Source organism: Chthonomonas calidirosea T49 (assembly GCF_000427095.1).
GTDB lineage: Bacteria > Armatimonadota > Chthonomonadetes > Chthonomonadales > Chthonomonadaceae > Chthonomonas > Chthonomonas calidirosea.
In genome coordinates this window covers 2,377,360-2,396,339 of the sequence record NC_021487.1, presented here as the reverse complement: position 1 = coordinate 2,396,339, position 18,980 = coordinate 2,377,360, and the positions used below count along the sequence as shown (strand labels likewise).

Sequence of the window (18,980 nt, the reverse complement as noted above, 5' to 3'; positions counted from 1 at the left end):
ACTGAAGAGAGAAAAACGCCTCTCTTACAGAGTACGCATCATAATGCGGCGCCTCGCCGCTCAGGAGTGATGGATCGAATGTCTGAAGATTCTGAGATCGTGTTGACCCCAGGAGGTCATGCTAAGCTGCGCCAGCGGCTCGATTATCTGCGCAATGTGCAGAGGCCTGATATCGCTCGCCGTCTGCGCGCCGCCAAGGAAGGCGACGACCTCACGGAGAACTCAGAGTACGAAACCGCTAAACAAGAGCAAGCTCTTGTCGAAAGCGAGATTCTCGAACTCGGCCATCTTCTTCAGATGGCCCGGGTGGTAGACGATGAATCTATTCCCACGGACCACGTGGGCATCGGCTCCATTGTGGCAATGACCAATTTGGAAAGCGGCGCACGATGGGAGTTCACTTTGGTGAGCTCGGCAGAAGCTGACCCTGATCACAACCTCATCTCCGACGAATCACCCATCGGCAAGGCCGTCATGGGAAAGAAGGTAGGAGACATCGTCTCCATTCGTGTGCCCAAAGGGATCATGAACTACCGCATCGAGAGCATTCGCAAGTAGAAGAACACCCTACCAGATAGACTGCTTCCGATTAGAAGCATCCCTTTGTCAAAATGGCTTAGCAAGACATTTCTGCTTTGCCTTTCAGAATCTGTGTCGTGTAAGAGAACCTATGTAGGCGTGAAGGGAGGAGACCAGAAGAATCGATCGTGAACGACGAACGAAAACCGCTTATCGCCGCTGAAGAGGAGAGCGCCTCAACGACGGCCTCACGTGCCGAAGATGCCACGAGCGCAACGCAGGAGGAGCAAGAGCGAACCGAAGAGACCGCTAGACGCCTTGCCAAACTGCAGGCGTTACGTGCCGAAGGCCTCGACCCTTTTCTTATTGAGCGCTATGTACGTACCCACACCGCTTCCGAGCTTACCGCTGAGACGGCCGTTCACTGGACATTGCCGGACGAGCAGCGGGAGCAGATGGAGGTCTCCGTGGCTGGGCGCCTTACCGCTCAGCGTGTTAAAGGCAAGGTAATATTTGCTGATATTCGTGATCAAAGTGGACGCATACAGGTCTACGCACGGCGTGATGACCTCGGTGAAGTCGCTTTTGAACGCTTTAAAGACCTTGACCTCGGCGATTTTGTGGGCATCAAAGGCTACCCCTTTAAAACGCGCACCGGCGAGCCAACCATTCATGTTCGCGAATTTACTCTCTTAGCCAAAAGCCTTCGTCCCATCCCCTTCGGCAAGCAGGATGCAGAGGGCGTGGTGCACGGAGGGCTTTCCGATCGGGAGGAGCGCTATCGCCGTCGCTACCTCGATCTGCTGGTAAACCCCTCTTCGCGTGAGGTGCTTACCAAGCGTTGCAAAATCGTCTCCGCCATGCGTCGCTATCTCGATGCCCGCGGTTTCCTGGAGGTAGAGACCCCGGTACTGCAGTTAGTTGCAGGTGGGGCCGCTGCCAGGCCGTTTATTACCCACCATAACGCGCTCAATCACGATTTTAAACTGCGCATCAGCTTAGAGCTCTACCTTAAGCGACTTATTATTGGCGGCTACGAGAAGGTCTACGAGATCGGCAGGGTGTTCCGCAACGAGGGCATCTCTACGCGCCACAATCCTGAATTTACCCTCATGGAGCTTTACCAGGCCTATGCCAATCTCGAAGATATCATGGAGTTGGTGGAGGATATGTACGTTGCCATCGCTACGGAGGTAAACGGCAGTCCTCAACTTGAAGTCTTTGGGCACTCCATTAACCTCGCCCAACGCCCCTGGCCACGTCTCCCCATTTTAGAGGGTATTTATGAAAACACCGGCATAAGGCCCGAAGAGCTTACCTCCCTCGATAGCGCCAAAGCAGCCTGCCGTCGCATTGGGGTGACCTTCGATCTCGACAAGGAGACGAATCTAGGGGGGCTTATTGAGAAGCTCCATGAGCAGTATACCCAGCCTAAGCTCATTCAACCCACGTTCATCACCGATTTCCCCATAGAGACGTCGCCGTTAGCCAAACGCAAACCGGATAACCCCGCGCTCACACGCCGATTCGAGATTTACATCGCCACCCAAGAGCTTGGCAACGCCTTCTCCGAACTTAACGATCCCCTCGATCAACGGGCACGCTTTGAGGCTCAGGTACGTCAACGCGCCGCCGGAGACGAAGAGGCACACCCCATGGACGAGGAGTTTTTAGAGGCCATGGAGTACGGAATGCCGCCCACCGGAGGACTTGGCGTAGGTATCGATCGCTTGGCCATGGTGCTTACCGGCGCCGAGTCGATTCGGGACGTGATCTTCTTTCCTGCGATGCGGCCGGAAAAACCCCACACGCAACGATAGCCAAGAGCTTAGGTATACTACAATTTTAACTAGCGTTGCTGAGGGCGAAAAATGAGCAAACAGACCAAGACGGCTTCCCAAAACACAAAGTCCCGCCAGGTGGTTGCGGTCAATCGTCGTGCTCGCCACGACTATGAGATCGGTGAGACCTACGAGGCCGGTATCGCGCTGGTTGGCACCGAAGTGAAGCCGCTTCGAGCCGGCCGCGTGAACTTTCAGGACGCCTTCTGCAAAATCGAGAACGGTGAAGCCTGGCTCTATAACATGCATATCTCCCCCTATGAGCAGGGCAATCGCTATAATACCGACCCCAAACGCCGGAGAAAACTTCTCCTCCATCGTTATGAAATCGAACGTTTGCGCGCTGCCGCCGAACAGAAAGGCCTCACCATTATCCCGCTCTCCATTTTCTTTGAACGCGGTTTTGCAAAAGTGGAGATTGCCCTAGCGCGCGGAAAGAAACTCTACGATAAACGCGAAAGTATCGCTGAGCGCGACCGAGAAAGGGAAGCCCTTCGTCAAGCAGCCGGTCGCGAGTGAACCCCGAATAGAGCGGTTTTAAAAAAGAAGCAGGAAAGAGCGACACCAACGGCGTAACTGTTTCGTAGTCTGTACGAATTCCATCCCGTATTGCCTTGATCTTTAAAAGCTTACCAACATAGCTAAAACAGAGGTCTTCGGCCTCCGGTCGTTTGTGGTTTCCGCGCTTCGCCAACGTCTTTTGAGAGAGTGTCAGGAGATTGAGCGCTTCAAAAAAATACAATAGAACTCGAATGGGGTCTTCTTCTCTTCGAGAAGCAACAGGCCCTTCAAAACGGAGGAGAACATGGAAAATCGCGTTGTGCTGATCTTACATGGCTGGGGTGGCAATGCACCAGAGCACTGGCAAGAGCACCTATATGAACGGCTAACTGCTGAACAGGTTCCGGTGTACTATCCCGAAATGCCCAATCCGAGTGCTCCTGAGCTGAATGCGTGGCTCAGCGCGATCCGTCGCGAAATCGGCATGATTCGTGACCACCACGTGGGAGAGCCGCTCACCGTAGTAGCCCACAGCCTTGGTTGTATCGCCTGGATCCACCTCGTAAGCAGTTGCGGAACGGATGCCGACCCTATTGCGGAACGGGTTTTGTTGGTAGCTCCTCCCTATATCATGCCACAAGCCCCACCCACAGAGGCTCCTGCCGGCGTCACCAGTTTCTATCCACTGCCTATCTACCCGGGGGTGTTACACGCTGTTTGCCCGCAAACCGTTCTCGTTGCCTCTGATAACGACGACTACGCCACCTTCGATCAAAGCGCTGGCCTAGCGCAGGCTCTCGGCATCCCCATTTACAAACTTGAGGGGGCTGGCCACATTAGCCCCTACTACGGCTACGGCAAGTGGCCTTGGGTCGAAGAGTGGTGCCTAGGGCGTGCGGAGCTGCCACCACAACCACGCTAATCGTATAGCCTTTGAGTGGATCTTGGGGATGACATTGGGCTTCCCGACAAAGAGTGGGAGGCAGTTGTTGTTGCGCCCAAAAACGCTAGCGATTTCCCTTGATAATCGCGAGAAGACCAAACGATCTGTTTCCCTAACAAAAGGAATCGTCCGTTCCTTTGGCGAAATGTAAAGCTTAGAAAGCGGGAAAATCCATTCCTTTACTTCAGCATCGGAGGTAAAAAACCTATGGCGAAAAAACAGCTCAATGTCGCCCTTATCGGCTACCAGTTCATGGGCAAAGCGCATAGCAACGCCTATCGGCAGGTAGCACGCTTTTTCGATATCGAGGTCGAACCCGTCCTCAAGGTGATATGCGGACGTCATGAACAGAAAGTACGGGCTGCTCAAGAGCGCTTCGGGTGGCAAGAGTACGCCACAAACTGGGAAGATGTGGTGGCACGAAATGATATTGATATTATAGACATCGGAACTCCTAATAATACCCACGCCCAGATCGCCCAAGCAGCTTTGAAAGCAGGCAAACATGTGCTCTGTGAAAAGCCGCTTGCCACCACTCTAGAGGACGCACGTGCCTCCTATGAGCTCGCTAAAAAGAGCGGTCTCGTTCACGGGATCTGCCATAACTATCGCTTTGTACCAGCTGTGGCCTACATTGCTCAACTCGTGCGAGAGGGGCGCATCGGCAAAGTGCGCCATTTCCGTGCTACCTACCTCCAAGACTGGATTGTAGACCCCAACGTGCCCCTCGTATGGCGTCTTGATAAAAGCATTGCCGGTAGCGGCTCGCATGGCGACCTGAACGGCCACCTCATAGATACCGCTCGATTCGTTATGGGCACCGAGTTCGCCGAAGTCATTGGGCTTCAAGAGACGTTTATCAAAAAACGCCCCCTCCTTGCCGATACCGAAGGAGGCCTGGCCGGTTTTAAAGCCGCTCAGGATATGGGAGAAGTGACCGTAGATGACGTGACGGCATTTCTCGCCCGACTAGAAAACGGCGCGACTGCCACTTTCGAAGCCACCCGCCTTGCTCCGGGGCGCAAAAACTATCATCGGTGGGAAATCAATGGAGAAAAAGGCTCCATCGTCTTTAATCAAGAGCGCATGAACGAGTTCGAAATCTATCTTACCGATGACCCCCAGGGCGTTCAGGGCTTCCACCTAGTTCAGTCCACCGAAAGCTTTATGCCCTATATGAGCGCCTATTGGCCGGTTGCCCATATCATCGGCTACGAGCATACCTTCATTAATCTTGTGCACGACTTCCTCTTGGCCATCGTGCGTGGAACCCCATTTACCCCTAACTTCGAAGACGGCTATAGGAACCAAGCTGTGCTCTCAGCCGTAGAACGTTCCTGCGAGACACGACAATGGACCAAACCTGAAAAGTAACGGCATGATCGAGCAGATATGGGCGCCCTGGAGGCTGCAATACATTGAAGCGGCGGGAAAGTCAGAGCAGTGTATCTTTTGCGACTTTCCCGCCCAAGGCGAAGCACATGATGCCGACAATCTCATCGTGCATCGAAGTTCCCATGGCTTTCTCATTCTCAACGCCTTTCCCTATAGCAATGGGCATCTCATGGTGGTACCCTTTCGACACACCACCTCGATGGAAGACTATACCGACGAAGAGCTTCTCGATACGATGAAACTCATCCGGCTAAGCCTGCGGCTTCTGCAGATCGCCTATCATCCAGAGGGGTTTAATACCGGACTTAACATTGGGCGCGTAGCTGGAGCCGGCATTGCGAACCATCTCCACTGGCATATCGTTCCACGCTGGAACGGAGATACTAACTTCATGACAGCGGTGTCTGGTATTCGCGTTATCCCTGAACGACTAGAAAACACTTACGCACGCCTTCGCCAAGCCCTTCCGGAAGCTCTCAAGTTGGAAAAAAGCGAACCAGGAACTTCCTAACGATCGCTTGCGTACAGGAAATTGCTTCTTGAATAGATTGGGTTTGGGTGTTGATTTTAGGTCTTCCCCTTTGGTTGGGTGGGGAAGACCTAAACTGTTTGTGTAGTTGCAAGCAATTGTGGACCTAAACTCGTTCTTCTCCCCATGATCCTACGGCGCGATAAGCACTTTAACTGAATGAACTCTTCGTTGATGCATCGCCTGCAACATCTCTACCGCCTGCACCAATGGCACTTTGTGTGAGATCAGGGGTTTCACGTTGAACTGCCCGGTGGCCATTGCGGAGAGCGTGGTGTGCCAGTCGTCCGAGGTGGTGTAAACGCCATACTCCGAGTTCCACGTACCAACCACCGTGACCTCACGGCGCATCATCTGCGAAAGAAGCGGTGCCGACAGCACCACGTCGGTGGCCGGGTTACCCAGCAACACAACATGTCCACCCCGCCCACAGGCGCTACAGGCTTGAATCAACGTAGCCGGCACACCGGCGGCCTCGATGCAGATATCGGCCCCCTGTGCCATCGTCTCTATCTCGATGCGTCTTACGGGATCTTCCTCCTTTGTTGAAAAGACCCTTGCAAAGCCCAAGCCTCTCGCCAAAGAGAGCTTCTCTTCTACAACATCGAACAAGAGGATTTTCGCCGCTCCTCCTAAACGCGCCCAGAGCGCCGCGAGCAGCCCAATGGGGCCGCAACCGAAAACCGCCACAGTAAGCCCGGTGAGGTTTCGACCGGTGCGCCGAAGCGCATGAAGGGCAACGGCAGCCGGCTCGGTCATTGCAGCCTCTTCCAGCGATACCCCTTCAGGCACCGGCAGGAGATTGCAGGCAGGCGCCACAACGTATTCTGCGAAGGCTCCGTTCTCACGCGAGCCAAGATAGCTATAATCGAAGCACTGCGCGTAGTTCCCTCTCTCACAAGCAGAACAGCGACCACACCAGATGAGTGGGAAAACGGTTACCGCTTGTCCTTTTTCAAACCCCTCTACATCAGGGCCGCAGAGATCAACGGTGCCGGCGAACTCATGGCCGCACACCAACGGAAATCGGTAGGTGCCTTTCTCGAAGAGCCGTGGAATGTCCGATCCGCAGACCCCACAATAGCCTACCCTTATCCTTACCTGGCCTGGGCCCGGCTCTGGACAGGGTATCGGCTCGTAACGCACATCCCCAACTTGGTGGAGCACAAGGGCATGCATAGTTGTCATGGCTTTCGCGATCTCTCTTGGCGTAGTCTCATCCCTTCCTCAATGGCCTGTTCAATTCGACGCATATTTTCTAGACGTGGCCGTTCCGAAGCAAAGAGGCTGCTAGAACCGACAACGAGGATATCGGCGCCTGCAGCCACCATGCGAGCAATGTTGGTAAAACTTACATTGCCATCCACTTGAATCGGCAGTTGCGACAAACCTCTCTCATCGAGCCAGCGGCGACAATCCTCTATCTTGCGGATGGCCGAGGCGGTCAGCAGCTGCCCAGCAAAACCTGGGTTCACCGTCATGATAAGCACAAAATCTATCAGCTCTCGCACGTATTCGAGGGCGGAGAGCGGGGTTGCCGGGTTTAACGCCACACCGGCCTGAATTCCGTGGGCGCGAATGAGACTAAGCACCCGATCGAGATGCCGTGTGGACTCGGCATGTACGGAGATGGATTGAACCCCTATCTTTGCCAATCGCTCGATAAAGAGCTCGTTATGCTCCACCATGAGATGGACATCAAAGGGAAGACGGGTTAAAGAGCGCAAATGCTCTACCGTGGTGAGACCAAGGGGCATGTTGGGCACAAAATGGGTGTCCATAATATCCATATGGAGCCAGTCTACACCCAGCATCTCCAGTTCGCGCACCTCATCGGCAAGATGGGCCTGGTCAGCACACATCATGGAGGGCGCAACGCGCACGGTTCGCGAAGGTGTCGGCGAAAGGACGGCCTCTGAAGGACGGGCGGTGAAGTGTTTCTTGAGATAGCGTAGCGAGCTACGCAGCTGGGATTCCAGAAGTGGGTCGGTATAGTCTCGTCCGCGTTTAGGCCCGCTGATCTCGAGGTAGCCTACCACCTCGGAGACGGGAAGATGATGCGCATGCTGATAGAGCAGATCGCGAAAGGTAGCGATCTCGATCACGCCACGAAGACGTTCCTCCTCCGAGAACCCGAAGGTTGCGGCGAAGCTGGCATCGGTGTTTTTAAGGTGGATCTCGTAGAGGGCTGGCAGGGCGGCCTCGAAGAGAGCCTGCGGCGTATAGCACAAAGCGCCTTTCTTGTCTATGTAAGCATGGGCGATGTCCACACAATAGCCTACCCGGGCCGTGCTGGAAAGATGGGCAGCATGGTAGGCGTTGAGCTCCTCAGCGAGATAACGAATCTCTTCCGGCGTCGCGGGTGGCTCGGCAAGACACGACATCGGCTCAATGGTAAGCCAGCGCACTCCCTTTTCATAGGCGTAGTGCATAAGCTCCTTCATATGGCGTATATAACGAGCGAGACCATCAGGCTTGAAGTCAATCTCATCTCGCATAACGGCGCCAGGGTTGGAGCCCACAGACAAGGCACCGAGCAGGGCACCTACCTCGATGAGTCGTTCATAACAACGCCTTGCAACCTGCTCATACCCTGCCTCCTTCCGAAAGAAGCCGCCGAGTTCTCGATGTGCGGTAAAAAGGCTGCGGATACAAACGCCATGTGCCTCCGCTTCGGCGCGCAGTTGGAGAAAAGCATCATCCGGCAAGTGATAAAGTTCGAAAAAGGTACCAAGCTGTACGAGGTGGATATCCTCCTCTTGCAGGAGGCGAAAGAGCCATTGAAAAGAGTACCGATACTCTATCGGATCGGTTTTTACTCCTAAGGCTAGGGAGAGAGAAGTAGGGTTGGAGGACTTTGGGCGCGGTTCAAGCGGCGCCTGAACGTTTTTGGCGTTTTTCATGTGTTTCACTAGCATCTTGCGCTTTGACTACAGTTATGTTATACCCTCTGATAGCTTGTAGAACGTTTTAACGGCAGCGGATAGTATGTGTCGAACGATACACATTTTTTGAATCCCTTGTTGACACTCGACGCGATTTGGTGCTATACTGTTGTTAACCTAACGATAGGTTAATCCAAGAGGCCCTATGGTATCACAACAGCCTACTCTGCGTGAAATAGCGAAACGAGCCAACGTCCACTACACGACGGCCGCCTGTGTGCTGAACGGCACGCGCGGAAATACACGCGTGTCAGAACAGACCCGTAAGCGCGTGCTTACTGCTGCCAAAGAGCTGGGCTATACGGTAAACCGTGCAGCACAACAGCTCCGTACACGCAAAAGCCACGTTGTAGGTCTCCTCGTCGGCGGTGTAGAAAACCCCTTTTTCGCCAGAATGGTGGCGCTCTGCTCTGCTGCCCTTGAACGACGCGGGTACGAAATCATTCTGACCACTCGACGCTCCGATGAACCAAACGACCTACATCTGCTGGACGCCTTGCTTTCGAGACGTCCAGATGGGGTACTTCTATGGTGCGAAACCTCTACTCAGGTTCGTGAAAGGGTACAGCAGCCAGATATGGCGAATGCGGTGGTCATTGGTTATGGTGTTCCTGGACGAGATAGTGTGGCTGCTGTGCTACAAACAGGGCTACACAGTGCGCTCGAATATCTCGTTGCACACGGGCGGCATCGTATTGCCTATCTCGCACCAAAGCATTCCGTCGCTCGTGAGGGAGATGTACGCTCGACATACTACACTGAGTTTATGAAAACCATAGGACAGGAACCTACCATCTACACATTCTGCGGAACGGCTTTCGATGTTGATGTCGCCTATGCTCGTGTACAACAAATAGTATCTCAACCGGATCGTCCGGATGCACTTCTCTGTTTTAATGATATGACCGCACTAGGTGCTTTGGCGGGCTTGCGACATAGAGGGATCAGTATCCCCCACGAGATCGCCATCGTTGGGTGCAATGACCTGCCACTTTCTGCTCTATTCGATCCACCGCTCACCACCATCCGCTATCCCCTTGATCAAATCTGCGATTTGGCTGTGCAGATGTTGGTAGAGCGCATCCAAGCGAGTCAGGCAGGGGAGTGGCTCGCCCCACGTCATGTGGAGATACCGACAGAGCTCGTCTTGCGCGCATCGGCCTAATTGTAATCGCGAATCAAATACAGACTTCTGAATGGAGGTGAAATAACATGAGCGGTTCTCCACTCAAAAGCGAGCTACCCAGCTGGGTGGGTGTTGCTGTCATTGTAGTCGGCATTCTGGTACTCATAGGAATTGGCTACTACGTCTTTACGGCGAACGGGGCACCCAGCAAATTCCCGCCGGGAGCGGTTGTAAAGCCAACCTATGGACAACCCGGAGGCTATATGCCTCCGCGTCCCTCTAACCCTTACAATGGCGGTACCCGTTAGCACGAAGTTTTTCCCTTAATAACGCATCGCTACTATCAATGAGGAAAGGAGCTAATAATAATGAACTCTAGATCGAATGCATTTACCTTAATTGAGTTGCTTGTCGTTATAGCAATAATCGCTATATTTGCAGCGATTCTGTTCCCTGTCTTCGCGCAAGCGCGTGAGAAGGCAAGAGAGATCTCGTGTCTTAGCAACGCAAGAGAGCTTGGAATGGCCATTGCCATGTTTACCCAGGATCATGATGAGTACCTTCCTAAAGCCTTCTTCAACGATCAGGCGGATGTTGGGGAACCTTGGGGCAATCCATGGAACACTGGTTGGGATGAAGTTATTCTGCCCTATATCAAGAACAAGCAGGTATTCCAGTGCCCCTCCGATTCGTATAGCCTGCCGCGAACAATGCACGATTACGACCCAAACACAAATCCCAACGAGGTCATTCCAGGGTCCTATCGGTATAACATCAGCAACTTGCCCAACGGCCCTTGGACGGCGATGAAGCTTGCCGCCCTCGATCAACCGACAAGTTGCATTCTCATCGCAGAGAGTGTTCCTGGTGTTGATGGATGGGAGTGGAACCAACTCTCCACTTGGGAAGACATTCACGGTCGCGTGTGCATAGACTTTACGAATAATGCCGGTTTTGACCGCCATTCACGCATCAGCGGACGCGGCCCCAACACATGGACATCGGAATCGGCTGAAGTGCTTCCAAAGGATCAAAGAAACCGAGCGATGTCAAACTATGTCTTCGCAGACGGCCACGCCAAAGCGCTTACCTGGTCGGCCACATGGCAGCCCATCGGACCCGACGTGAATGTGAATGGTACCATGCTCACTCCCACCATGTGGCGCCAGAACTTTAGCGGTTGGCAAGATCAGTGCAACTATCAAGCAGGTCAGAATCGCTAGCGGGTCCTAAGCTTATCTAAAGCCGATCATCAACCCTCTTCTTTGCGAAAACGAAGAAGAGGGTTTCTTGTTTCGCCTTACCTTAAGAAACTGCCAACCCCTTTTCGACGGTATCTCAAAGAAGGTACAATTCTTCCACTTCTGGAGGTGCTATGGCTATGTGCAAATCTTCCCGAATAGTTCGGGCTGTTTTCTATAGTTGTGTGCTTGCTCTCGTTGCGCTGCCCTGTCATGCTCAACAAAAATCGGCTCCCCCGTCTCCACAAAGCTCTGCACCCGCTGCAACCGGCCCCCTACTCACCTATGCGCTCCAGCCCGGCTCTGTGATGCACTATCTGGTAACAGCCTACTTCGATGGTCACTTCCCTCCCTTCGATCAGCCGGGCGATCCACCCGTTCATCTGTTAGCTCACATGGAGTATGTGGCGCATGTCGGTCAACCGCAGCAAGATGGGCTCCCTGTGGACTTCACCGTGACCAAAGTGGACATGCAGCTACTGCAAAAAGAGGTGCCTATTGGAGCGAAGGTCGACCCGAAGCAGGTGGTTCCGTTCCCCATAGAGCTGGAGCAGGCGCAAAAAGCCCTTAACACCAGTGTGGTATTACGACCTGATGGCTCTATTGCGCGAATCCTCACCGCGCCCAACAACATGGTTCGGGTGAACGTGGGGATCGATCTGCGCAAACTGTTTATGATCGTTATGCCCGTCATCTTACCGAACAGTGCCGTCACTCTGGGCATGTCGTGGACATCGAAGGAGGGTGTAATCGGCACCGCGCCGGCTCAGGTCGCCTATACCAACAAACTCAGCGCAATGCAGCCGGATGGAGCCAACCTTAATTTAAAGATCGTGCAGACGGCCACCTCTCAAATTGACGATACCCTCGACTCGAGCGGTATGGCCACAAATGACAAGCAGCATGAGGTTAGCCGCCTTCAAGGCACAGCCAGCCTTACTGGATGGATGAACTATTTTGGCACTCCAGTCCTTGCATCAAACGGCATAAAAACCTACGCGGTCCGCATGCAAAAAGGGCTTTTTAAGCTGGCTGTAAAGCTAAAGCAGACTCCTCTATCTAACGCTGCCGTCTCTTCTTCCACCACTCCGCCCAACGTCACAACCACTGGAAATGTGGATGTTACCGCACGATTCGTGGTACAGGCTCTTGAGCAGACGGCCTCGCATTAGCAAGAGAGCTCGTCTTCTCTATCTAGCTTGCCTACTGTTTTTTGGAGAAATGAGGCTTGGAGCCTCTTCGCCCCCACAAGGGGCAAGGCACCCTCGTCCCTCACAAAGCCAAAACCGTTCGCTCTACTCCCTTAAGCTGCGGTTCTCTGAAGGGCAGGTCACAAACTATCGGATAGATATCGTCTATTCTCTCCGCCGTGCTGGCAAGGCTCAGCCACTTTACACGCTTCGAGAAACGTTGATGGAGCGAGTCCAAGTGCAAAAGGTTCGCCCAGATGGAAGTGCGGAGCTATCGTTTGTCGTTACAAGTGGTGCTGGCCTGTTTAATGGTAAGGCTTTTGAGGTGAATGCCTCTGAAGCTCCTATGTATTGCGTTGTAGCCCCAAACGGCGCTGTGGTTTCCTCTCCTCCCTCAAAAGGAAAGGTGGTCTCTCCACAAATACCCGACTTTCTACAACGTGCCACCAACCTCTACGGCCTTCTATTCCCCTCTTACCCGCTTGCCTTAGGCCAACATTGGAGCTATCATGAAGCCGAAGGCAACACCACCGCCTGCCTTGCAGAAATGCGGCAGGTCGGGCCTTACCAAACGTTGCTGTTGAAATCGCTTTCGGTTATCTCGATACATACCTTTGTGCACACCTCCGATTCTCCCTCGGCAGAGGGCGATCCAAACTCTGTCAGCGGAATGATCCTGCGGGGCAAGCTGCGCCTACGTTCTTCAACCGACTTTGCGCCTCAGCTCGGCCTGTGCGTGCGTATTGTTAAGCACGGATGGGCCGATCTGCAGGTGCGCACGGTGGTCAACAAACCCTCTAAGCAAAACCAAAATACCCCAGCCACTCTTGTCCTTCCTCCACCAGTACATATGCTTGCAACTTTCGAGATAAGCGCGGGTATTGTGGGCTAGGGATAGGAAAGGGCACAACTTACGCCCTTTTATCCGTAACTAAAGAAGGGATGCGAGTTCACCGATAATACTTGGTGATTCGAGTTCACCTTCCTTCCCTGGCGCGGCAGGGTTTTGCTCTCCTTTTACCTGCCGCGTCCTTTTTTATTTTAGAGTCGCCTTCACCGAGAGAAGCGTCCCGTTATTCCCTACCTTTGAAGAGAAGGTACAATTTAACAGAGAAAGGAGAAGTAAATGGAGATTCTAGTTTTTCTTAGCAAATGGCTCCATATTTTGAGCATGGCAGGGGTGATTGGCGGGCTCTTCTTTGGTCTCTTCGTACTTGGTGCCTTACGACCCCAAAATGAGGGCGAGGAGGATGAAAAGCTGAAGCTTGCCTGGAAACGTTTTGGCATCTCTATGGGAATATTGTGGCTCGTGGTGCTTATCACCGGTTTCTATAATCTCTCAGTAGTTACCCCAGAGGTTAATGCCACCTATCAAACCACAATAGGAATCAAAATCGGCCTGGCCCTGTTGATGTTCCTCATAACGCTTGCTGTCGCTCACCCTATAGGGCCGCTTAAGAAATTCTTTCGCGAGCGCAACACCTGGCTGGCTATCCTGCTGATAACCGGCATTGTCATTGTGGGCATCTCCGCCGATCTCAACCTCTCTCGGATCAACGGCTCCGGCCTGAAAAAAGTGCCTGCAGCCTCAACTCCAGCCGCCATTCCGCCGGGCCCTTAATAGAGCCTTACCCTGTCTTTATGACCCTATGCGCGACAAGCCCTGCGGTTCAGGGCGGGGAAGGATAGCGCGGGCGGCATAGCCGTCCTTGGGTTTTCCGTGGGGTGTTTGCTGCGGCTCGATGGAGTGGCGCACGATGCAGATCGGAGCGCCGCCACAGGATGAGGGACGGCGACCACAACACGCCCCTCCAAGAGCGTTTCTGAATGGCGGGCCGCGTTGGAGACGGCCACCTCGGAAGGATCTTCCACCAACAGGTGAAAGTGATCATCCTCCCCATCCATCTCGATTACTTGCGCCTCGAAGTCGGCGCAGACCTTGGCGAGGAGGGCGCCCAGCCGCTGGATGGCGTCGCCATCGAACACTCTACGGCGGTATTTCCTCACTAAGACCAAAGGGACGTGCATCGTGAAAACGCCGTGCCCTCCGTGCCCAATAGCGTTGTCATCGCTCCTAGACCAAAAGGACAATTCCGGACATGCAGCGCCTCCAAGCCTTCAAAGCAGGGCGGCTTCCCGCGCTTCAAGAAGAGGGGCCAGCACGACAGCTTCCGCTACCCCGGTCCGAAACCGATCAAACTCGACCCGGCCAACAGCCGCCTCTTTCTGCCCAAGCTGGGCTGGCTGCGCTCCCGCAACCGTCGGGAAGTGCTAGGTACCGTGAAGAACCTCACCGTGAGCCACTCTTGCGGCAAGTGGTTCATGTCGATCCAGACCGCCTATGCGCCGCTGGGCCGCTTGAAGCGGCCCGAGGTGGCCTTGCGCACAGCGCAGCAGGCCATGAGCCGCAAGGTAGAGTTCAGCAACAACGGGAAGAAGGCGAAAGCCAGGGTCTCAAAGACTCATTCCCGCATCGCCAATGGGCGCCGCGACTTGCTGCAGAAGCTCTCGACCGCGATCCGCAAAAACCACGCGATGGTGTGTATTGAGGACTTGCAGGGACGAAAAAAGTCCAAGTTGGCGGCAGGCACAGCCGATGTGCCGGGAAGCAACGTTCGGGCCAAGTCGGGCCTGAACAAGTCCCTCCTCGACCAAGGCGGGTTGTCGTTCCGCCGCAGGACACCAGCCGCACCTGTCGGCCATGTCTGTGCGGACAACCGGCAGACGCAAGCCAAGTTCGCTTGTGTGGAGTGTGGTTTCGAGGGAAACGCCGATGTGGTCGGCGCGGTCAACATCCTTTCTTGTGGGATGCGACTGTTGCGAGACGCAGGTTAGGACACGGGCGACGCTTCGCCCAGGAGGCCGCAGGGTTCCTGGGGTGTCAGCCCGGCTGTCCTGTGGTTTGAACCCTAATGGGGGTCGGAAGCGGGAACCCAAGGAAGCGACTCAGGGGAATACCATACCTGAGCGCCGTAGGAATCTCCGGCCTTCAGGCCGGGGAGGATGTCAAAGCTTACCCGTAAGCACTCCATGGCAACAGCTAAGCGCGTGGTCGTTTCCAGCCGGCACTGTTTTGCTAAAGAAAGAACCTAGCAAAGCGGATAGCGATAACCAAAAAGGCGCTTCCAGTAACGTTGGAAGCGCCTTCCTTCTGTTCAGTGGATTCCTAATCGGACGACAATACCGCCTGATAGCGCGGCCAAAACGCCTGTAGTCGAGCCTTTTTCTTGAAAGCGTCGAAATCTTTCTGATACTGAGCGTTTTGTTGCGGGGTCAGTAGTTCCTGTAACGCTAACAGCTCACACTGCTCTTTCACGTTTCAAAGGGATCGGTTGAAGCGGGGATATGACCTACCATACGAATGATCCACCACGTCGGCCGCAGTTGATGTGTTACAGCATCGCGCACCATAAAGAAATGAGGGGTGGTAGTTTGGTCAACATGAAGAGAGAAGATCAAATCCTTGAGGGCCTGTGGTGCGCTGCCACCCTGTTTGCGCATCCACGGAAGCAGGCCACCGTTTTGGGCGCTGACATCCTGACTATACTGCTTTGCCACCGTGTAGAAGGAGGCTCCTGAGGTAAGGGCATCGTAGGCCTTGTCAGCGGTGGCTTTGTCTTTGGTAATGATCACGGCGATCTGAACCTGCTCGGGATGATAGAAAAGCGCATTGGGATTGGATGGATCGGTATTTTTCTTATAGACGGCCTCGACAGCCGATGTGGGCAGCGGGTGTCCATAGTAGTGGGTCAAAATCGCGATCTGCGCCAAGGTGGAACGGAGATTCATCTTCACATCATCGGGTGTCTCGTACCGGTCAGCCAGCATCTGGTCGAAATGCGGCGCTTTGCTGATCTCGGCATAGCGCTGGTCTACTTCTTGATCGCTTGGAGCTACCCCAAGGCTCTGTGCAAATTGAATGCGCAGCACCGTGTCGCGCCAGTTTTTGAGTACTTGCGGTCCAGCAACCTGTTCGAGATGGCGGTAGAACTCATCCTGATAGATAGGGTATCCATTCACGGCAGCTACCATCTGTCGCGCGCGAACTCTTCGACTTTCAATATAGCCTCCTAGTCCTATCCCAACAATTAGCGTGACAGCAAGAAGCAGTAAGAGCGGAAAGCGGCGCCCAGCGCTTGGACTGTTTTCGAACGGCAAGGGTTCCGGCTGCCTACGTGGCTTTACTTCGGGCAACCTTGCCACAAACTTTTCTTCGGAAGTGCCTTTCGTTTCCAAGACTTTCCCTCCTTGGCGCGATTTTAGCATCCACCAATCGGAACGCCTACATACCAAATTATCTATGTCTGTTCAGCTCACGCAGATATCTTACAAAATATATAGGGTTTCGGGTATTTTAAGTTCCCGTCTGCAACTATTATGGCAGAGACAGAGAGCAACTTAATGCCCCCTTATGGCATATCGAGGTTACGTGCAATGCGTTGGCTAAAAGTGGCTTCCGTCTCCGACATTCCTCCCGATACAGCTCGAATCTACCATTTAGACAGGCTGCTGCCTCCCGAAGGTTCCATGTCTACTCCAATGGAGGTAGCCATCTTCAAGGTAAACGGAACCTTCTACTGCTTGAACAACACCTGTCCTCATCTCGGTGGCCCGCTCGGCGAAGGATGGGTAGAAGGGAACGTTGTTATCTGTCCTCTGCACTATTGGGAGTTCGATATCCGTACAGGAGAGTCACCTGACGACCCCACCCTCTGTGTCACAACATACCCGTGCAAGGTAGAAGCAGGGTATGTCTACATCGGGTTGGAAGAGGAAGCAGAGGAAGGGCCTTAACACATCCTCTCTACCCTTAAAACGCTGGTAACGTTACCTGGGCACGTACTACACCAGCCCTATCGTGACGAGCCGTAAGTTTTACGTTCACGCCCGCTGGGCCTCGCACTACCCACTCCACCTTGGTACGCTCGCGGGTGGCATCGGCCGTCCATCCATAAGGAGCAGAGGCTTTATAGGCCTTGCCCTCCAACTGCTCCACTTCTGTGCGGGGTTTACCCACCTCTAGCACGACGCCTTCAGGCAGCTCGATCTCGGCTACCAACGGACGACACACCTGCTTCTCGAGTGCCTTTTTGCTAATATAGGTCGGCAGCCAACCCACGTTATCTACTACCAGTTGAACGCGGTAAGCCCCCTCCCCCAACGGCTCGGCAGTTGCGCTGTGCACCTGTAGCAAGGGCGATAGGAGGGCGTTCCATACGACCCAGTGGGCAAACGGCGCGATCTCTTTTTCCAGGAATTGGGGCGGCGGATTACGAAAGGCATACTGCACATCCCAGCCACCTATCTCTACAGCTCCCAATTGTGGGTGTTGGAAGGGACGCCAAGCCACGTAGCCTTTGCCACCCAGATTGGCATCGGACCACTCCAACATCTTGATGTCTTCCTCCAGCGGATGGTCTCGATACCACTCAATAAACCGATACTGCCCTGGCTTGGTATCGGGGCTAAAACCCTCTGTAATCCCGGCTTGACGCTGTGGTGACCATATCTCCACCGTCCAGGCAAAGAGACCAAGATGGTCGTACATCCAGTCGTCCCACACTCCGGTGATCACCTCGTTGGGATGATAGCGAAAGTCATGATAGACGCTGACGTGAGGGTAGCCGGTGAGTTCTGCCCCCTTTTTGCCTATGGTCTGAAAGACCCAAAGGTCTTCTGCGGGCATGGTATCGTCGGCTTGTGTGCCGTAAGGGCGTAGCAGCACGCCTCCATAGGTATGAAAGGTAAGGCCACCGGTGATGTTTGGATGGTTGGAGATAAACTGCAGAAGATTGTGCACTTCGGGTTCGCTGCCGGGGAAGGGACCGGCGCCGCGCTGTTGATGCTCCTGGCGCCAATGGGCAGGAAAGTTCCGATTGAGGTCAAGCCCCTCCTTATTACGCTGCACCGTTAAGGTGAAACCATCCCAATTTTCCAAAATCCCTTCCGGCAAGATGCGGTAGTAGGTTCCTCCGGTCTCCGTGGGCTCACGACGCACCATCAGGCGTGGATGCTCGGGATGGATCTTCCATGGGCCGTTTGGATCGGGGATGCGCATATTCAGTATGCGCCCATCTCCATCTACGTCTTCAATACGTAGGCCCTCTATAGGCTCTTCATCGTAGGGATAAGGCCGAACGCTGGAGCGGAGAAAGCGGGGTTTATCGGAAAAATAGAGTTCAGCTCCATCTGGGTTAACGCGGGGTACGACATAGAAGGCACGACTATCCAGAGCGCGTGTGACGTCGGGATCAGTCCCATAATGAGTGGCGAGGTAGTGCAGAATATAGAGACAGGCCGAGGAGGCGGACACCTCTGTGGCATGGATATTTCCGTCGCACCAATAGGCGGGCTTTTCGATATCGGGGCCGGTTTCGAAGCGGGTTGCTGTTACAAGCCATACATCACGCCCCTCATAGCTCTTCCCTATCGATTCCAGTCGCAGCAGATGGGGGAAGGCCTCCACAAGCGCCTGTAGGCGCTCTGTGAGCGCAGCATAGGGATAGTAGGTGTCGAATCGAATATCGCTAAGCTTCATCTTCCAAACTCGTATAGAAAGTCTATGGCATCTTGTTTCGTCATCGTGGGGAGGAGTTCCTGCCCGTGAGCCGGAGCATAAATTAAGAAAGACGAGGCAAATGAGCCTCGTCTTTCTCGTTTCCTTGCACCGCCACGCCTTTGTGGAGCGCATTCTTTAGGACATTTGCAAATCTATGTCAACACTCTTCGTTGCCGAAGAGCGATTACATG

General features: G+C 54.0%; 17 protein-coding genes and 2 pseudogenes. 14 read left to right on the top strand and 5 right to left on the bottom strand.

Annotation, left to right across the window (positions count from 1 at the left end; translation table 11 throughout):
• Positions 1–78: 78 nt before the first annotated feature.
• The 6 genes from greA (at position 79) to CCALI_RS09955 (ending at position 5,710) form a co-directional block, all read left to right on the top strand.
• Positions 79–558 (top strand): transcription elongation factor GreA, encoded by a 480-nt coding sequence (greA, locus tag CCALI_RS09980; RefSeq protein WP_016483362.1) that lies wholly within the window; start codon positions 79–81, stop codon positions 556–558.
• A gap of 149 nt (positions 559–707) precedes the next feature.
• A complete protein-coding gene (gene lysS / locus CCALI_RS09975) occupies positions 708–2,339 on the top strand; it encodes a lysine--tRNA ligase (protein WP_016483361.1) in 1,632 nt (543 codons plus the stop codon).
• 51 nt (positions 2,340–2,390) lie between these two features.
• Positions 2,391–2,879 carry an SsrA-binding protein SmpB gene (gene smpB, locus CCALI_RS09970; protein ID WP_016483360.1) on the top strand — a complete coding sequence of 163 codons (489 nt, stop codon included), beginning with the start codon at positions 2,391–2,393 and terminating at the stop codon, positions 2,877–2,879.
• Positions 2,880–3,165: 286 nt separating this feature from the next.
• On the top strand, positions 3,166–3,783 hold the full coding sequence (locus CCALI_RS09965) for an RBBP9/YdeN family alpha/beta hydrolase (RefSeq protein ID WP_016483358.1): 618 nt from the start codon (positions 3,166–3,168) through the stop codon (positions 3,781–3,783).
• Positions 3,784–4,011: 228 nt separating this feature from the next.
• A complete protein-coding gene (locus tag CCALI_RS09960; RefSeq protein WP_016483357.1) occupies positions 4,012–5,178 on the top strand; it encodes a Gfo/Idh/MocA family protein in 1,167 nt (388 codons plus the stop codon).
• A 4-nt stretch (positions 5,179–5,182) separates the two neighbouring features.
• A complete protein-coding gene (locus CCALI_RS09955) occupies positions 5,183–5,710 on the top strand; it encodes an HIT family protein (RefSeq protein WP_016483356.1) in 528 nt (175 codons plus the stop codon).
• 150 nt (positions 5,711–5,860) lie between these two features.
• On the opposite strand, the gene CCALI_RS09950 is transcribed toward CCALI_RS09955, so the two are convergent.
• Both CCALI_RS09950 and rpe read right to left on the bottom strand, forming a co-directional pair.
• A complete protein-coding gene (locus tag CCALI_RS09950) occupies positions 5,861–6,916 on the bottom strand; it encodes a galactitol-1-phosphate 5-dehydrogenase (RefSeq protein WP_016483355.1) in 1,056 nt (351 codons plus the stop codon).
• The gene (gene rpe, locus CCALI_RS16165) at positions 6,913–8,631 is read right to left on the bottom strand and encodes a ribulose-phosphate 3-epimerase (protein WP_231730019.1); all 1,719 of its coding nucleotides are present in this window, start codon (positions 8,629–8,631) and stop codon (positions 6,913–6,915) included. The genes CCALI_RS09950 and rpe overlap by 4 nt, the downstream gene beginning before the upstream one ends.
• Before the next feature lie 187 nt (positions 8,632–8,818).
• Here rpe and CCALI_RS09935 point away from each other — a divergent pair, with 187 nt between their 5' ends.
• The 6 genes from CCALI_RS09935 (at position 8,819) to CCALI_RS09910 (ending at position 13,851) form a co-directional block, all read left to right on the top strand.
• A complete protein-coding gene (locus CCALI_RS09935; RefSeq protein WP_016483353.1) occupies positions 8,819–9,838 on the top strand; it encodes a LacI family DNA-binding transcriptional regulator in 1,020 nt (339 codons plus the stop codon).
• A gap of 47 nt (positions 9,839–9,885) precedes the next feature.
• Positions 9,886–10,107: a hypothetical protein gene (locus CCALI_RS09930; protein ID WP_016483352.1), complete on the top strand. Its 222-nt coding sequence runs from the start codon at positions 9,886–9,888 to the stop codon at positions 10,105–10,107.
• Between the two features lie 60 nt (positions 10,108–10,167).
• A complete protein-coding gene (locus CCALI_RS15290; RefSeq protein WP_016483351.1) occupies positions 10,168–11,022 on the top strand; it encodes a type II secretion system protein in 855 nt (284 codons plus the stop codon).
• Between the two features lie 158 nt (positions 11,023–11,180).
• Positions 11,181–12,212, top strand: a complete 1,032-nt coding sequence (locus CCALI_RS09920; protein ID WP_016483350.1) for a hypothetical protein — start codon at positions 11,181–11,183, stop codon at positions 12,210–12,212.
• Between the two features lie 49 nt (positions 12,213–12,261).
• On the top strand, positions 12,262–13,122 hold the full coding sequence (locus CCALI_RS09915) for a hypothetical protein (RefSeq protein WP_044949100.1): 861 nt from the start codon (positions 12,262–12,264) through the stop codon (positions 13,120–13,122).
• Positions 13,123–13,356: 234 nt separating this feature from the next.
• Positions 13,357–13,851 (top strand): hypothetical protein, encoded by a 495-nt coding sequence (locus CCALI_RS09910; protein WP_016483348.1) that lies wholly within the window; start codon positions 13,357–13,359, stop codon positions 13,849–13,851.
• Positions 13,852–13,950: 99 nt separating this feature from the next.
• Here CCALI_RS09910 and CCALI_RS15800 read toward each other — a convergent pair.
• Positions 13,951–14,258: pseudogene (locus CCALI_RS15800) on the bottom strand (transposase); the annotation flags it as partial.
• 90 nt (positions 14,259–14,348) lie between these two features.
• Here CCALI_RS15800 and CCALI_RS09900 point away from each other — a divergent pair.
• A pseudogene (locus CCALI_RS09900) lies at positions 14,349–15,038 on the top strand (RNA-guided endonuclease InsQ/TnpB family protein); the annotation flags it as partial.
• Positions 15,039–15,542: 504 nt separating this feature from the next.
• On the opposite strand, the gene CCALI_RS09895 reads toward CCALI_RS09900, so the two are convergent.
• The gene (locus CCALI_RS09895; protein WP_016483344.1) at positions 15,543–16,466 is read right to left on the bottom strand and encodes a peptidylprolyl isomerase; all 924 of its coding nucleotides are present in this window, start codon (positions 16,464–16,466) and stop codon (positions 15,543–15,545) included.
• A 198-nt stretch (positions 16,467–16,664) separates the two neighbouring features.
• Here CCALI_RS09895 and CCALI_RS09890 point away from each other — a divergent pair, with 198 nt between their 5' ends.
• The gene (locus CCALI_RS09890; protein ID WP_016483343.1) at positions 16,665–17,024 is read left to right on the top strand and encodes a Rieske (2Fe-2S) protein; all 360 of its coding nucleotides are present in this window, start codon (positions 16,665–16,667) and stop codon (positions 17,022–17,024) included.
• A 16-nt stretch (positions 17,025–17,040) separates the two neighbouring features.
• Here CCALI_RS09890 and CCALI_RS09885 read toward each other — a convergent pair whose 3' ends face one another.
• On the bottom strand, positions 17,041–18,768 hold the full coding sequence (locus tag CCALI_RS09885) for a M14 family metallopeptidase (protein ID WP_016483342.1): 1,728 nt from the start codon (positions 18,766–18,768) through the stop codon (positions 17,041–17,043).
• Positions 18,769–18,980: the final 212 nt, after the last annotated feature.

Coding starts and splice junctions, on each gene's coding strand:
- CCALI_RS09910 (WP_016483348.1), top strand. CDS start 13,357: ATGGAGATTCTAGTTTTTCTTAGCAAATGGCTCCATATTTTGAGCATG.
- CCALI_RS09885 (WP_016483342.1), bottom strand. CDS start 18,768: ATGAAGCTTAGCGATATTCGATTCGACACCTACTATCCCTATGCTGCG.
- CCALI_RS09920 (WP_016483350.1), top strand. CDS start 11,181: ATGTGCAAATCTTCCCGAATAGTTCGGGCTGTTTTCTATAGTTGTGTG.
- CCALI_RS09930 (WP_016483352.1), top strand. CDS start 9,886: ATGAGCGGTTCTCCACTCAAAAGCGAGCTACCCAGCTGGGTGGGTGTT.
- rpe (WP_231730019.1), bottom strand. CDS start 8,631: ATGAAAAACGCCAAAAACGTTCAGGCGCCGCTTGAACCGCGCCCAAAG.
- CCALI_RS09890 (WP_016483343.1), top strand. CDS start 16,665: ATGCGTTGGCTAAAAGTGGCTTCCGTCTCCGACATTCCTCCCGATACA.
- CCALI_RS09915 (WP_044949100.1), top strand. CDS start 12,262: ATGAGGCTTGGAGCCTCTTCGCCCCCACAAGGGGCAAGGCACCCTCGT.
- CCALI_RS09955 (WP_016483356.1), top strand. CDS start 5,183: ATGATCGAGCAGATATGGGCGCCCTGGAGGCTGCAATACATTGAAGCG.
- CCALI_RS09960 (WP_016483357.1), top strand. CDS start 4,012: ATGGCGAAAAAACAGCTCAATGTCGCCCTTATCGGCTACCAGTTCATG.
- CCALI_RS09935 (WP_016483353.1), top strand. CDS start 8,819: ATGGTATCACAACAGCCTACTCTGCGTGAAATAGCGAAACGAGCCAAC.
- CCALI_RS09950 (WP_016483355.1), bottom strand. CDS start 6,916: ATGACAACTATGCATGCCCTTGTGCTCCACCAAGTTGGGGATGTGCGT.
- CCALI_RS15290 (WP_016483351.1), top strand. CDS start 10,168: ATGAACTCTAGATCGAATGCATTTACCTTAATTGAGTTGCTTGTCGTT.
- smpB (WP_016483360.1), top strand. CDS start 2,391: ATGAGCAAACAGACCAAGACGGCTTCCCAAAACACAAAGTCCCGCCAG.
- CCALI_RS09965 (WP_016483358.1), top strand. CDS start 3,166: ATGGAAAATCGCGTTGTGCTGATCTTACATGGCTGGGGTGGCAATGCA.
- greA (WP_016483362.1), top strand. CDS start 79: ATGTCTGAAGATTCTGAGATCGTGTTGACCCCAGGAGGTCATGCTAAG.